This window comes from Pseudomonas sp. DVZ6, from assembly GCF_024259445.1.
GTDB lineage: Bacteria > Pseudomonadota > Gammaproteobacteria > Pseudomonadales > Pseudomonadaceae > Aquipseudomonas > Aquipseudomonas peradeniyensis.
This window is the reverse complement of record NZ_JANCLM010000017.1, coordinates 38,735-53,048: the sequence shown is the minus strand read 5'-3', so window position 1 is coordinate 53,048 and position 14,314 is coordinate 38,735. Positions and strand designations below refer to the sequence as shown.

14 protein-coding genes and 1 tRNA gene are annotated in these 14,314 nt (G+C 64.9%); 7 read left to right on the top strand and 8 right to left on the bottom strand.

Annotated features, from left to right (window positions below):
* Nucleotides 1–14: 14 nt before the first annotated feature.
* Nucleotides 15–797, bottom strand: a complete 783-nt coding sequence (locus NMG10_RS12125) for a sulfite exporter TauE/SafE family protein (RefSeq protein ID WP_232855010.1) — start codon at nt 795–797, stop codon at nt 15–17.
* Nucleotides 798–928: 131 nt separating this feature from the next.
* Here NMG10_RS12125 and NMG10_RS12120 point away from each other — a divergent pair, with 131 nt between their 5' ends.
* On the top strand, nt 929–1,675 hold the full coding sequence (locus tag NMG10_RS12120; protein ID WP_232855011.1) for an NRDE family protein: 747 nt from the start codon (nt 929–931) through the stop codon (nt 1,673–1,675).
* 115 nt (nt 1,676–1,790) lie between these two features.
* On the opposite strand, the gene ppk2 is transcribed toward NMG10_RS12120, so the two are convergent.
* The 5 genes from ppk2 to NMG10_RS12095 all read right to left on the bottom strand — a co-directional run bounded on the left by ppk2 (nt 1,791) and on the right by NMG10_RS12095 (nt 6,737).
* The gene (ppk2, locus tag NMG10_RS12115; RefSeq protein WP_254464427.1) at nt 1,791–2,801 is read right to left on the bottom strand and encodes a polyphosphate kinase 2; all 1,011 of its coding nucleotides are present in this window, start codon (nt 2,799–2,801) and stop codon (nt 1,791–1,793) included.
* Between the two features lie 188 nt (nt 2,802–2,989).
* Nucleotides 2,990–3,065: transfer RNA gene (locus NMG10_RS12110), tRNA-Phe, on the bottom strand.
* Nucleotides 3,066–3,154: 89 nt separating this feature from the next.
* Nucleotides 3,155–3,427, bottom strand: a complete 273-nt coding sequence (locus NMG10_RS12105) for an oxidative damage protection protein (RefSeq protein ID WP_110734368.1) — start codon at nt 3,425–3,427, stop codon at nt 3,155–3,157.
* A complete protein-coding gene (gene mutY / locus NMG10_RS12100) occupies nt 3,424–4,491 on the bottom strand; it encodes an A/G-specific adenine glycosylase (protein WP_254464426.1) in 1,068 nt (355 codons plus the stop codon). The genes NMG10_RS12105 and mutY overlap by 4 nt, the downstream gene beginning before the upstream one ends.
* On the bottom strand, nt 4,488–6,737 hold the full coding sequence (locus NMG10_RS12095; protein WP_254464425.1) for an AsmA family protein: 2,250 nt from the start codon (nt 6,735–6,737) through the stop codon (nt 4,488–4,490). The genes mutY and NMG10_RS12095 overlap by 4 nt, the downstream gene beginning before the upstream one ends.
* A gap of 436 nt (nt 6,738–7,173) precedes the next feature.
* Between NMG10_RS12095 and NMG10_RS12090 the strand changes: the two genes are divergently transcribed.
* From NMG10_RS12090 to hisF, 6 genes are all read left to right on the top strand, one after another.
* Complete coding sequence (locus NMG10_RS12090) at nt 7,174–8,832, top strand: OFA family MFS transporter (RefSeq protein ID WP_203649679.1); 1,659 nt, start codon at nt 7,174–7,176, stop codon at nt 8,830–8,832.
* A gap of 255 nt (nt 8,833–9,087) precedes the next feature.
* Nucleotides 9,088–9,681 carry an imidazoleglycerol-phosphate dehydratase HisB gene (gene hisB, locus NMG10_RS12085; RefSeq protein WP_028688464.1) on the top strand — a complete coding sequence of 198 codons (594 nt, stop codon included), beginning with the start codon at nt 9,088–9,090 and terminating at the stop codon, nt 9,679–9,681.
* Nucleotides 9,682–10,320, top strand: a complete 639-nt coding sequence (hisH, locus tag NMG10_RS12080) for an imidazole glycerol phosphate synthase subunit HisH (protein ID WP_203649682.1) — start codon at nt 9,682–9,684, stop codon at nt 10,318–10,320.
* Nucleotides 10,321–10,581 carry a DUF2164 domain-containing protein gene (locus NMG10_RS12075; RefSeq protein ID WP_016714500.1) on the top strand — a complete coding sequence of 87 codons (261 nt, stop codon included), beginning with the start codon at nt 10,321–10,323 and terminating at the stop codon, nt 10,579–10,581. It begins immediately after the preceding gene.
* 27 nt (nt 10,582–10,608) lie between these two features.
* Nucleotides 10,609–11,346, top strand: a complete 738-nt coding sequence (hisA, locus tag NMG10_RS12070; protein WP_203649684.1) for a 1-(5-phosphoribosyl)-5-[(5-phosphoribosylamino)methylideneamino]imidazole-4-carboxamide isomerase — start codon at nt 10,609–10,611, stop codon at nt 11,344–11,346.
* A 9-nt stretch (nt 11,347–11,355) separates the two neighbouring features.
* Nucleotides 11,356–12,126, top strand: a complete 771-nt coding sequence (hisF, locus tag NMG10_RS12065) for an imidazole glycerol phosphate synthase subunit HisF (protein WP_186521271.1) — start codon at nt 11,356–11,358, stop codon at nt 12,124–12,126.
* A 132-nt stretch (nt 12,127–12,258) separates the two neighbouring features.
* Here hisF and choV read toward each other — a convergent pair whose 3' ends face one another.
* Both choV and choW read right to left on the bottom strand, forming a co-directional pair.
* The gene (choV, locus tag NMG10_RS12060; protein WP_254464424.1) at nt 12,259–13,437 is read right to left on the bottom strand and encodes a choline ABC transporter ATP-binding protein; all 1,179 of its coding nucleotides are present in this window, start codon (nt 13,435–13,437) and stop codon (nt 12,259–12,261) included.
* Entirely contained in the window at nt 13,434–14,282 is an 849-nt protein-coding gene (gene choW / locus NMG10_RS12055) for a choline ABC transporter permease subunit (protein WP_172402369.1), read from the bottom strand. Before choW ends, choV begins: the two co-directional genes overlap by 4 nt.
* Nucleotides 14,283–14,314 lie beyond the last annotated feature (32 nt).

The window sequence follows — 14,314 nt, the reverse complement described above, 5'->3', positions numbered from 1 at the left end:
TCTTTCCTCTAGGTTCAGATAAGGAAGCTGAGTCCGACGCAGAACAGCAGCGCGGCGAACAGGCGCTTGAGCACACGCGGCGACAGCTTGTGCGCCAGACGCGCGCCGTAGCGGGCGAAGAACATGCTGGTGGCCGCGATGCCGACCAGCGCCGGAAGGTAGACGTAGCCCAGGCTGTGGGCCGGCAGGTGTTCCTCGTGCCAGCCCAGCCAGATGAAGCCCAGGGCACTGGCCAGGGCGATCGGCAGGCCGCAGGCCGACGAGGTGGCCACCGCCTGCTGCATGGGCAGGCTGCGCCAGGTGAGGAACGGCACGGTCAGCGAACCGCCACCGATGCCGAAGATCGCCGAGGCCCAGCCGATCACCCCGCCGGCGGCGGTCAACCCAGGCTTTGCGGGGATGCCGCGGCTGGCCTTGGGCTTGAGGTCCAGGGCCATCTGCGCGGCGATCACCAGGGCGAACACGCCGATGATCTTCTGCAGCATCGGACCCTGGATCAGCGAGGCGGTCTTGGCCCCGACCAGCGCGCCGAGCAGGATGCCCACGGTCATCCAGGCGAAGATCGGCCATTGCACCGCGCCCTTGCGCTGGTGCTCGCGCACGGCATTGATCGAGGTGAAGACGATGGTCGCCAGCGACGTGCCGACCGCCAGGTGAGTCAGCACCGAAGGGTCAAAGCCCTGCAGGGTGAAGCTGAACACCAGCACCGGCACGATAATGATGCCGCCACCGACGCCGAACAGCCCGGCCAGCACCCCGGCGCAGGCGCCCAACAGCAGATAGAGAGCGAATTCCATTCGTGGCCCCAGTGGAAAACAATCCGGCATGGTAACGGAAGCCAAGCCCGGCGCTCTAGTGAACTCTGTGTCAGATGATGGATAGCGGTCGGCGGCGCGGGTAGAGTGGCCGAAAACACAGGGGACAACCTATGTGCCTGATCGTATTCGCCTGGCGGCCGGGGACGGCCCGGCCGCTGATCGTCGCAGCCAACCGCGACGAGTTCTATGCCCGGCCAACCCAGGCCCTGGCCGCCTGGGAGGATGCCCCAGGCGTGCATGCCGGACGCGACCTGGAGGCTGGCGGAACCTGGCTTGGCGTGGGGCCGAACGGGCGCTTCGCCGCGCTGACCAACATCCGCGACCCGCGCCAGCCACCGGGGCCGCGCTCACGGGGCGAGCTGGTGGCGGCGTACCTGCAGGGCGAACTGGGGGTCGAGGCCTACCTGGACCAGGTGGCCAGCCGCAGCGAGCAGTACTCGGGGTTCAACCTGTTGGTGGGCGATGGCGGGCGGCTGGGCTACTTGCATGCCCGCGAGGCCGCGCCGCGCTTGCTGGAGCCTGGTGTCTACGGGCTGTCGAATGCCGGGCTGGATACGCCGTGGCCGAAGCTGGTCAAGGCGCGCAGTGGGCTTGAGGGATTGCTCGAGGCCGCCGATCCGCAACGGCTATTGGCCCTGCTGGGCGATGCGCAGCCCGCGCCGGACGGCGAGTTGCCGGAGACCGGCGTGGGGCTTGCCACCGAAAGGCTGCTGTCGAGCGTGTTCATCGCCAGCCAGAACTATGGGACGCGGGCGAGCACGGTGCTGATCGTCGATGACCAGGGGCGGCGGCAGATGGTCGAGCGCAGTTTCGGACCGTATGGTGGGCACTTGGGCGAGGTGGATATAGACGTTTGAATGCAGGGGGCGCTTTGCGCCCCTTTCGCGGCACAAGGCCGCTCCTACAGGGGGCGCGTATGATTTGTAGGAGCGGCCTTGCGCCGCGAAAGGGCTGCGCAGCAGCCCCAGCGATTCAGCCTGCCAGCACTGCCGGCTCATCCTCCTCGAACCCCCGCGAAGCCCGCCCGACCAGCAGCGGATCCGGCGCATGCGCCACGCTGTGGTCCTTGCCCGGATAATCCAGCGAATGCAGGAAGTGGCGAATGCAGTTGATCCGCGCCCGCTTCTTGTCGTCCGACTTGATCACCGTCCATGGCGCATCGGCGGTGTCAGTATGGAAGAACATCGCCTCCTTGGCCGCGGTGTAGTCCTCCCACTTGTCCAGCGACTTGATGTCGATGGGCGACAGCTTCCAGTGCTTGAGTGGATCGTCACGACGGGAGATGAAGCGGCGCAACTGCTCCTCGCGGTTCACCGAGAACCAGAACTTGAACAGCAGGATGCCGCTGTTGCACAGCATGCGCTCCAGATCCGGCGCCTGACGCATGAACTCCAGGTATTGCAGGGGCGAGCAGAAGTCCATGACCTTCTCGACCCCGGCGCGGTTGTACCAGGAGCGGTCAAAGAACACCATTTCACCGGCTGTGGGCAGGTGCTGGACATAGCGCTGGAAGTACCACTGGCCCTTCTCCTGCTCGGAGGGCTTCTCCAGTGCAACGATGCGCGCGCCGCGCGGGTTCAGGTGCTCCATGAAGCGCTTGATGGTGCCGCCCTTGCCGGCGGCGTCACGGCCCTCGAACAGCACGACGATGCGCTGGCCGGTTTCCTTCACCCAGTTCTGCACCTTGAGCAGCTCGATCTGCAGGTCATGCTTGGCCTTCTCGTAGTCCTGGCGGCGCATGCGCGTGCGGTAGGGGTAGTTGGCCGGCAGGCGGGCCGAGGTGCTGTCTTCGTTGCTGCCTTTGCGGGCATTGGCCACTTCCAGGGCGGCGGGCTGCTGGCTGACCTGGGTGATGGTCTCTTGCGCGGCGGTGCTGGTGGCCGGCTTGCGCTGGCGTGGGCGACGAGGGCGAGGGGCTGGCTTGGGGCTGCTGTCGGCCTCGGCGGGCGCTGGCAGGAGGAGGGTGGCGGATTCTTCGCTCATGGAGGTCCTTGCGGGGGTCGGTCGAATGTCCACCTTCCATCCTATGCAGGCGCGAAGGGAGGCATTTTGATATCGATCAACCAGGGGCGAAGGATTCCTGGGGTAAAACTGAAGACAACAAAAAACCCGCACTAGGCGGGTTTTTTGTGTCGCTTCGGGTAACTTTGCAACCACCAGAAGCTTGAAGGTGGTGCCCAGAGACGGAGTCGAACCGCCGACACGAGGATTTTCAATCCTCTGCTCTACCGACTGAGCTATCTGGGCGACGGGGTGAATTAAATAGATTTTCTCAGAGGCCGTCAACGACTTTTTCAAAAAAATTTAAATTAATTCCGTCGCTTACGATTCGTGGGTCAATTCGAGGGCGGAACGTAGCCTTCGGCCTGGGCGTAATCCTCACCGGCGAAGAACTTGTCCATCTCGGCCTGGATGAATTTGCGGTCCTCGGCATTCATCATGTTCAGGCGCTTCTCGTTGATCAGCATGGTCTGGTGGTCCTGCCACTCCTTCCAGGCCTTCTGCGAGATGTTTTCGAAGATGTCCTGGCCCTTGGCGCCGGGATAGGGCGGGCGGTCCAGGCCGGGGAGTTCTTCGTTGTACTTGCGGCACTTCACGGTGCGGGTCATGGCTTCTCTCCTGCAATCAATTCGTCGGCCGCGCGTTGCAGCAGCTTCTTGACCGGGGCGGCGAGGCCCAGGCGCGGCGGGGTGGCGAGGTTATACCAGAGCCAGTCGGGCTCGGCCACGTGCGAGCCGACGGGCTCGACACGCACCAGCCAGGGTTCGATGGCCAGCTGGAAATGGCTGAAGGTGTGGGTCAGACCGTCCAGGGCCTGGCTGCCGCTCAGGCGCAGGCCGTGCTGGTAGGCGAGGTCGTCGAGCTGTTCCAGGCTGTCCAGCTCCGGCAGGCTCCACAGGCCGCCCCACAGGCCGGTGGAGGGGCGGCGATAGAGCAGGATCGCGCCTTCGTGGTTGGTCAGCAGCGGCATCAGGGTCTTGCGCTGGGGCAGGGCCTTGCGCGGCTTGGGCTCGGGATAGCGGGTCTCCTCGCCGTGCAGGTGGGCTTCGCAGCCGCGCTGCAACGGGCAGATCAGGCAACTGGGCTTGCTGCGGGTGCACAGCGTGGCGCCCATGTCCATCATCGCCTGGGTGAAGTGGTTGACCCGGGTCATCGGTGTGAAGCGCTCGGCGGTGGCCCATAGCTGGTTGGCTACTTTCGGCTCGCCGGGGTAGCCTGCCTGCGCGGTAAAGCGGGCCAGCACGCGCTTGACGTTGCCGTCGAGGATCGGCGCGCGGATGCCCATGCTGATACTGGCGATGGCGCCTGCCGTGGAGCGCCCGATGCCGGGCAATTCGGTGAGTTGCTCGACGCTGCGCGGGAACTCGCCGCCATGCTGCTCGACGACGATCTTCGCGGCTTTTTGCAGGTTACGGGCGCGGGTGTAGTAGCCCAGGCCCGTCCACAGGTGCAGCACCTCGTCCTCCGGCGCCTCGGCCAGGGCCTGCACGGTCGGCAGGGCCTGCATGAAACGGTCGAAGTAGTTGAGCACGGTGCTGACTTGCGTCTGCTGCAGCATGATTTCGGAGACCCACACCCGATACGGGGTGATGCCCTGTTGCCAGGGCAGGTCGTGGCGGCCGTGCTGGTCGTACCAGTCCAGCACGGCGCTGGAGAACTGCTGGGGGCTCATCGTTTGAACAGCCCCTTGAGCGCATCTTTGAGTTCCGGGCTCACTTTGTCTCCGAGTTTCTCTTCGAGTTTTTCATCGATCTTGTCCTTCAGGCGGTTGCCGGCCAGCTTCGCGGCGACCTTGCCCAGGCCGTCCTGGTCCAGGCGACAGGCCTTGGCGCCCAGCTCCAGCGGGCCACGGCAGCGCAGCGGCACTTCGACGCCGGTAAAGCGCTCGTTGACCTGGCAAGCCGGGTCGGGCATGGCGCGCTGGTCGCCCTCGACGATCACGCCGACGTTGTAGTCCATGCCCAGTACGCGCAGGTCGAGGTCGCCATGGCCGTTGACGGTCAGGCCCGGGATGCGCGCCTTGAGGTCCGGGTTGCTGGCCACGCCGTTGCGCACCACCAGGCTGCCGCGCAGCTCCTGGAACGGTGTGTCCTTGCCCCGCTGTTCGCCGCTGAGCTGCTTGCGGTTGAGGGTGGCGATGGCCTGGCACAGTTGCTGTTCCAGGTTGGCGTTGACCAGCACGCCGTCGTTGATGGTGAAGCTGGCGTTGCCGTTGAGCGTATCGACCAGGGCCTTCTGGCTGTTGCCGGTGGCGGTGAGGTCGCTGTTCAGGGTCAGCAGGCCCTTGACCGGCGGCGCCTGGTCCGGGCTTTCGCGCTTGATGAAGTGCTCCACCGGCACGCGATTGATCTTGGTGTTCACGCCGATCTGCGGCACGGCGGGGCGCACATCGACAGTGCCCTTGGCCTCGAAGGTGCCGTTGTACAGGCCGCCGCGCAGGGTCTGCAGGGTGACCAGGCCGGCCTGGCCGCTGGCGGTCAGCTGTGCGTCGCTGATCGGCAGTTTGTCCAGGGTCAGCGCGCCGAACGACAGGTCGGCCTGCAGGTCCAGGGCGCGCAGGCGGTCGACCGGCAACAGCTTGTCGTTGCTCCAGGCCACCTGGGTCGGTGCGTCGGGCAGCGGTGTGGTGCCCGCGCCAGCGACGGCGGTGGCCTCCTGCTGCTTGACCTCGGCCTGGCGTGCCGCCGTGGCGCCCTTGGCCTGTTCGCTTTTGGCCGGCAGGTAGCGATCGGCGTTGAACGTGTCGGCTTTGAGGCGCACACGCAACGCTTGCTTGGCGAAATCGTCCACGGCGACACGGCCGGTGAAGGTGCTGTCGTCCAGCTTCACTGCCAGGTCTTCCAGGGCCAGGCTGCTCTGCGTGCCCTGCAGGCGGGTGACCAGCTCCAGTTTCTTGAACGCCGCCGGGTCGGCGGTGGCCGGCAGCGGGTGGCCGATGCCGTCGAGGAAGGTGCGCAGGTCGAACTGGGCGATGGACAGGCCGCCGCTGACCTGCGGGGCCTTGTCCAGATCACGCACGTTCAGCTCGCCCAGGGCGCGCAGCTGGTTGGCCGAGACCTTCAGGCCGCTCCAGGACGCGACATTGGCCGCCAGGTCGACCAGCACCTGCCCTTGGGCGACGAAGGTCAGGGTCTTGCCGGCCAGCGGCTCGCCCGAGGTCTCGCCGGACAGGCGCATGTCTTCCAGGTTGTAGCGCTTGAGCTTGCGGTCGAAGCGCAGCTCGCCGGTCAGCTCGGTGCGCGCCTTGATGTTCGGCTGGCTGGCACTGAGGAAGGCGCTGGCCTTTAGCGCGATGTTCGCGCCTTCGTGCACGGGGCCGGTGCTCAGCTGGATGCTTTCGGCGCCGTAGGTCTGCCCGGCCTTCTCGTCGGTGTAGAGCACGCGGGCGTTGTTGACGGTCAGGCTGTCGATATCAAGCTTGACCGAACGTTCGCTGGCCTCTGGTTTGGCGGGTACGGTGTCCGACGCCTCGGCGGGCGTGCTGGCAGGTGCGCCGGCGACGGTCGGCTGCGGCAGTGGCTTGCCGATGTCTTCCCAGTTGCCGTGACCATTGGCGTCGCGGGTCAGGGTCAGGTTGAGGCCTTCGACCCGCACATCGCTCATCTGCACTTCGCGGCGCAGCAGCGGCAGCACGCGCACCGACAGGCCGAGCATCTGCAGGTCGGCGAACGGCACCTTGGGGTTGTTCAGCGTGGCGATGCTCGCCTCGTGCAGCTCCAGGCCCAGCCAGGGGAACAGGCTCCAGCCGATGTCGCCGTTGAGGGTCAGCTCCACATGGGCCTTGTCGCGGGCCAGCTTGCGGATTTCGTCTTTGTAGTCGTTGGGATCGAAGAGGTGGCTCAGGGCGAAGCCCAGCGCCACGATGATCAGCAACAACCCGAGAAGCCCCAGCCCCAGGATTTTGCCGAACGCTTTCATGGGCGAGTCCTTGTAGTCCGATTTAGAAATTCAGCGGCGAGTATAGCGCCGTGGCACTTGGCTCTGCGTATCCGACATTTCGACAGTGGCAATGGCGACAGTTCATTTATTGCCTGCTCGGGCCTCATCGCGGGGCAAGCCCGCTCCCACGCATGACCGAGAGCGGCATGGACTTGCGTGGGAGCGAGCTTGCCCCGCGATGAGGCCCGAACAGGCGACACAACCTCACCTGAATACACGAAATACCGATTCAGCTAGCGAAAAAAACACGATATCAGATTGCTTTCATGTCACCCCCTGCTGGTAATCTTGCGCCCGCCCGTGGAGCCCCCGCGACCCATTGTCGCGGGGTGCCAGCCCAAGCGGCCGGGCTGCCTTGCGTGCAGCCAAAGCAGAGCCGTCCACGCGCACAGCCCACCTACAAAAGGAACAATCCATGAACAGCAGTATCACGGCGGGGGCGGCGGCAAGCGCGCCGGGCTTCCTGTCGAAGGAGCGCATCATCGCCCGCCCGGGCTTCAACCGCTGGCTGGTGCCGCCGGCGGCCCTGGCGATCCACCTGTGCATTGGCATGGCCTATGGCTTCTCGGTGTTCTGGTTGCCGCTGTCCCAGGCCCTGGGTGTCAGCGCGCCAGTGGCATGCGCCGCTGACATGGGCTTCATCGCCCGTCTGTTCAGCGCCGAGTGCGACTGGCCGATTTCCATGCTCAGCTGGATCTACACCCTGTTCTTCGTGTTCCTCGGCTGCTCGGCCGCAGTGCTCGGCGGCTGGCTGGAACACGCCGGCCCGCGCAAGGCCGGCCTGGTATCGGCACTGTGCTGGTGCGGCGGCCTGCTGATCTCGGCGATCGGCGTGAAGACCCACCAGCTGTGGCTGATGTGGCTGGGCTCGGGGGTGATCGGCGGGATCGGCCTGGGGCTGGGCTACATCTCGCCGGTGTCGACGCTGATCAAGTGGTTCCCGGACAAGCGCGGCATGGCCACCGGCATGGCGATCATGGGCTTTGGCGGGGGTGCCATGGTGGGCGCGCCGCTGGCCACCGCGCTGATGGGCCATTTCTCCAGCCCGACCGAAGTGGGCGTATGGCAGAGCTTCGTCGCCATGGCCGCGATCTACTTCGTGTTCATGACCGCTGGCGCCCTGGCCTACCGCGTGCCGCCGACCGGCTGGAAGCCTGAGGGCTGGACGCCGCCGGCGAAGAAGGCCAACGCCATGGTCACCGACCGTCACGTGCACGTCAGCGTGGCCTGGAAGACCCCGCAATTTGCCTTGGTGTGGTTGGTGCTGTGCCTGAACGTGTCGGCCGGTATCGGCATTCTCGGCATGGCCTCGCCGCTGCTGCAGGAAGTGTTCGCCGGCAAGCTGCTGGGCAACGAGTTGACCTTCAGCGAGCTGAACGCCGCGCAGCTGGCGCAGATTGCCGCCATTGCCGCCGGCTTCACCGGCCTTTTGAGCCTGTTCAACATCGGCGGACGCTTCTTCTGGGCGTCGTTCTCCGACTACATCGGCCGCAAGAACACCTACTTCGCCTTCTTCGCCCTGGGCGTGGGCCTCTACAGCCTGGTGCCGAACATGGGGCACATCGGCAACGTGGCGCTGTTCGTGGCGGCGTTCTGCATCATCCTGTCGATGTATGGCGGCGGCTTCGCCACCGTGCCGGCGTACCTGGCCGACCTGTTCGGCACGCAGATGGTCGGCGCCATCCATGGTCGCCTGCTGACTGCCTGGGCGGCGGCCGGCGTGCTCGGTCCTGTACTGATCACCTACCTGCGCGAGGCGCAGCTGGCGGCGGGGGTGGAGCGGGCCGCGGCCTACGACATGACCCTGTACATCCTCGCCGGCCTGCTGGTGCTGGGCTTCATCTGCAACATGCTGGTGCGGCCGGTGGCGGACAAGTACTTCATGACCGATGCCGAACTGGCTGCCGAGCGGGCGCTGAGCCATGACAAAGGTGTCGATTCGGCACGCTCGCTGGAGTGGCATGCGGCGCCGGGCAGTCTGCCATTGGTGCTGCTGGCCTGGGCGGTGGTGGTGATTCCGCTGGGCTGGGGGGTTTGGATCACCTTGCAGAAGACGGCGGTACTGTTTCACTGATTGAGATCGTCGGGGGCGCCTTGCGCCCCTTTCGCGGCACAAGGCCGCTCCTACAGAGGTGCGCGGTGCCATTGTAGGAGCGGCCTTGTGCCGCGAAAGGGCTGCAACGCAGCCCCGGGGCTCGGTTGTATAGACCTGTAGACCCGTCCCACCCCCGCAATTACTAGCCTTGCCATATGTCATCCGCGTTTCAAGCCGGCGCATTCTGGGCCTATAATGGAGCCCTTTTCGCCCAATGATTTTGCGGAGCTGGTGATGGTCGAACGTAAGGCTTCCGTCGAGCGCAATACCCTGGAAACCCAGGTCAAGTGCTCGATCAACCTCGATGGCAGCGGCAAGGCCCGATTTGAAATCGGCGTGCCTTTCCTTGAACACATGCTCGACCAGATCGCCCGACATGGGCTGATCGACCTGGACATCGAGTGCAAGGGCGACCTGCATATCGACGATCACCATACCGTCGAGGACGTCGGCATCACCCTGGGCATGGCGTTCGCCCAGGCCATTGGCGACAAGAAAGGCATCTTCCGCTACGGCCATGCCTATGTGCCGCTGGACGAAGCGCTGTCGCGCGTGGTCATCGATTTCTCTGGCCGGCCGGGCCTGCAGATGCATGTGCCCTACACCCGCGCCACCGTCGGCGGCTTCGATGTCGACCTGTTCCAGGAGTTCTTCCAGGGCTTCGTCAACCACGCCCTGGTGACCCTGCACATCGACAACCTGCGTGGCCACAACACCCACCACCAGATCGAGACCGTGTTCAAGGCCTTCGGCCGCGCGCTGCGCATGGCCGTTACCCTCGACGAGCGCATGGCCGGGCAGATGCCGTCCACCAAAGGGTGCCTGTAAATGCAGACGGTAGCCGTAATCGACTATGGCATGGGCAACCTGCACTCGGTGGCCAAGGCACTGGAGCACGTGGGCGCCGGCAAGGTGCTGGTGACCAGCGACGCCGCGGTGATTCGTGAGGCCGACCGCGTGGTGTTTCCCGGCGTCGGCGCGATCCGCGACTGCATGGCCGAGATCCGCCGCCTGGGCTTCGACAGCCTGGTCCGCGAGGTCAGCCAGGATCGCCCGTTCCTCGGCATCTGTGTCGGCATGCAGGCGCTGCTCGACCACAGCGAAGAGAACGAAGGCGTCGACTGCATCGGCCTGTTCCCAGGCCAGGTACGCTTCTTCGGTAAAGACCTGAAGGAAGACGGCGAGCACCTGAAGGTGCCGCACATGGGCTGGAACGAGGTCGGCCAGACCAATGACCACCCGTTGTGGCACGACATCCCCGACCGGGCGCGTTTCTACTTCGTGCACAGCTACTACATCAACGCCGGCAAGCCAGGCCAGGTGGTCGGTCGCGGCCACTATGGCGTCGATTTCGCCGCCGCGCTGGCCGATGGCTCACGCTTTGCCGTGCAGTTCCACCCGGAGAAGAGCCATACCCATGGCCTGCAGCTGCTGCAGAACTTCGTCGCCTGGGACGGGCGCTGGTAAATGAGCCGATCGAAGACCAAGGCCCCCGTCATCACGCTGGCCCCGGAGCAGGAGCGCGACGCGCTCGACACGCTCAAGCGCTTCCTCGAAGACCGCTTCGAGCTGCAGCTGGGGTCGTTCGAGGTGGCCGAGGTCCTCGAGCTGTTCAGCAAGGAAATTGCACCCCATTACTACAACAGGGCGATTGCCGATGTTCAGCTGCACCTCAAGGAGCGGTTCGAGAGCATCGAAAGCGACCTGTGGGCGCTCGAGAAGCCCTGAACCCAACGAACAAGACAGGTTGCCAAGATGCTGATTATCCCCGCTATCGATCTCAAGGACGGTGCCTGCGTACGCCTGCGCCAAGGCCGCATGGAAGACTCCACCGTATTCTCCGACGACCCGGTGAGCATGGCCGCCAAATGGGTCGAGGGTGGCTGCCGTCGCCTGCACCTGGTCGATCTGAACGGCGCCTTCGAAGGCCAGCCGGTCAATGGTGAGGTGGTCACCGCCATCGCCCGGCGCTACCCGAACCTGCCGATCCAGATCGGCGGCGGCATCCGCTCGCTGGAAACCATCGAGCACTACGTCAAGGCCGGCGTCAGCCACGTGATCATCGGCACCAAGGCGGTCAAGCAGCCCGAGTTCGTCGCCGAAGCCTGCAAGGCCTTCCCGGGCAAGGTCATCGTCGGCCTGGATGCCAAGGACGGCTTCGTCGCCACCGACGGCTGGGCCGAAGTGAGCTCGGTGCAGGTCATCGACCTGGCCAAGCGTTTCGAGGCCGATGGTGTCTCGGCGATCGTCTACACCGACATCGCCAAGGACGGCATGATGCAGGGCTGCAACGTGCCCTTCACCAAGGCCCTGGCCGAAGCTACCCGAATTCCGGTGATCGCCTCGGGGGGCATCCACAACCTGGGCGACATCAAGGCCCTGCTGGACGCGAAAGCCCCTGGCATCATCGGCGCCATCACCGGCCGCGCCATCTACGAAGGCACCCTCGACGTCGCCGAGGCCCAGGCCTTCTGCGACAACTACCAAGGCTGAGGAACGACCATGGCATTGGCCAAGCGCATCATCCCTTGCCTGGACGTGGATAACGGCCGGGTGGTCAAGGGCGTCAAGTTCGAGAACATCCGCGATGCCGGCGACCCGGTGGAGATCGCCCGCCGCTACAACGAGCAGGGCGCGGACGAGATCACCTTCCTGGATATCACCGCCAGCGTCGATGGCCGTGACACCACCCTGCATACCGTCGAGCGCATGGCCAGCCAGGTGTTCATCCCGCTGACCGTGGGCGGCGGCGTGCGTACCGTGCAGGACATCCGCAACCTGCTCAACGCCGGTGCCGACAAGGTCTCGATCAACACCGCCGCGGTATTCAACCCGGAGTTCGTGGGTGAGGCGGCGGACCGTTTCGGTTCGCAGTGCATCGTTGTCGCCATCGATGCCAAGAAAGTGTCCGGGCCCGGTGAAACGCCGCGCTGGGAAATCTTCACCCACGGTGGGCGCAAGCCGACCGGGCTGGATGCCGTCGAGTGGGCGAAGAAGATGGAAGGCCTGGGTGCCGGCGAGATCCTGCTGACCAGCATGGACCAGGATGGTATGAAGAACGGCTTCGACCTGGGGGTTACCCGGGCGATCAGCGATGCGCTGGGGATTCCGGTGATTGCCTCGGGTGGGGTGGGTAACCTGCAGCACCTGGCTGACGGGATTCTGCAAGGGCATGCCAGCGCGGTGCTGGCGGCCAGTATCTTCCACTTTGGCGAGTACACGGTGCCGGAGGCGAAGGCCTATATGGCTTCGCGTGGGATTGTCGTTCGCTGAATTTTCAGGCGATGTGAGCAAACGTGGGAGCGGCGGTGCGCCGATGCGACTTGCCCCGCGATGCGATGGGACATTCACCATCGCATCGCGGGGCAAGCCCGCTCCCACGTTGTCATCCAACCGGCGTTCGCGTCACCCGTGATTCTTGCCGAGCAACGCGTGATACAGCTCGGTATCCCCCAGAATCCCCACCACCTTGTCGTTGTCCTGCAGCACCAGCTTGTTGCCGGTCTGGTAACGAATCCGCAGCGCCTCGCGCATGCCGATATCGGCGTGCACCACGGTCGGTCTGCGCTCCAGCAGCTCCACATCCTGCCCCGGTACCCAGTTCTGCATGTCCAGCCCGTTCTGGCCCTGGCGTGCACGCTTGATCGAATTGCCTTCGCCAAGGTCCAGCCATGAGTCGATCCCCGGGTCCAGGCATACCGAGCCGTTGACCCGCCTGCACTGGTCCAGGCTGCGCATCAGGCTGCGACCGCACAGCACGTTGAGCGGGTTGGTGTGGGCGACGAAGGTGCGCACATACTCGTCGGCCGGGTTGAGCACGATGTCTTCCGGCTTGCTGTACTGGATGATCCGCCCGTCCTTCATGATCGCGATGCGGCTACCCAGCTTCAGCGCCTCGTCGAGGTCGTGGCTGACGAACACGATGGTCTTGCTCAGCTTGCTCTGCAGGGCCAGCAGTTCGTCCTGCAGGCCCTGGCGGATCAGTGGGTCGAGGGCCGAGAACGGCTCGTCCATCAGCAGGATGTCGGCATCCATCGCCAGCGCCCGGGCCAAGCCCACGCGCTGCTGCATGCCGCCGGAGAGTTCGTCCGGCTTCTTGTTGCGCCACTGGGTAAGGCCCACCAGCTCGAGCTTCTCGTCGACCAGCTTGCGCCGTTCCTTCTCCGGGCGGCCCTGCATTTCCAGGCCGAAACTGATGTTCTCGCGCACCGTCAGCCAGGGCATCAGGGCGAACTTCTGGAACACCATGGCGATGCGCTTGGTGCGCATCATCTTAAGTTCCGCCGGGGTGCAGTGGGCGATGTCGATGTGCTTGCCTTCGTGCTCGACGAACAGTTTGCCGCGGCTCACGGTGTTCAGGCCGTTGATGCAGCGCAGCAGGCTCGACTTGCCCGAGCCGGACAAGCCCATCAGCACGCAGATCTCGCCCTTGTTGATATCCAGGTTGGCCTTTTCGACGCCCACCACCAAACCGGTCTGCTTGAGGATCTGCTCGCGGGTCTTGCCTTGGTCCAGCAGCGACAGCGCTTCGCGTGGCTTGTTGGAGAAGATGACGTCGACGTCTTCGAAACGAATGATGCTCATGCCTCACCCCTTACCGGCAGTTCCGGTTGCTTGCAGATACGGTCGAGCATGATCGCCAGCAGCACGATCGCCAGGCCCGCTTCGAAGCCCAGGGAGATATCAGCGGTGTTCAGTGCGTTGACCACAGGTTTGCCCAGGCCGTCAGCGCCGACCAGGGCGGCGATTACCACCATCGACAGCGACAGCATGATGCACTGGGTGACGCCGGCAGCGATGCTTGGCATGGCGTGCGGCAGTTCGATGCGGGTGAGCAGCTGGCGGCGCGAGCAGCCAAACGCCTTGCCCGCGTCCATCAGCTCTTGCGGCACATCGCAGATGCCCAGGTAGGTGAGGCGGATAGGCGCGGCGATGGCGAACACCACGGTAGAGATCAGCCCCGGTACCACGCCCAGGCCAAACAGGGTCAGGGTCGGGATCAGGTAGACGAAGGTGGGCACGGTCTGCATCAGGTCCAGCACCGGGCGCATGGCGGTATAGAACATCGGCTTGTGCGCGGCGGCGATGCCCAGCGGCACGCCGATGACAACGCACACCACCGTGGCGAAGGTGACCTGCGCCAGGGTTTCCATGGTCTCCTGCCAGTAGCCCAGGTTGAGGATCAGCAGGAACGACAGGGCGACGAATACGGTAAGGGCCCACTTGCGCTGGATCAGGTGCGCGAGGGCGGCGAACAGGGCGATGAGCACGAACGGGTTGAACCAGGTCAGGGCGCTGGTGACCCCATGGATCATGAATTCCAGGCCTGCGGCGATGGCGTCGAAGTAGCTGGCGCCGTTCTGGGTCAACCATTCGACGAATGAGGCGATGTACTGCCCCAGGGGTATTTTCTGATCGATAAGCATGATAGCGAGCTTCCACCTGCAAAGATTGAAATCAG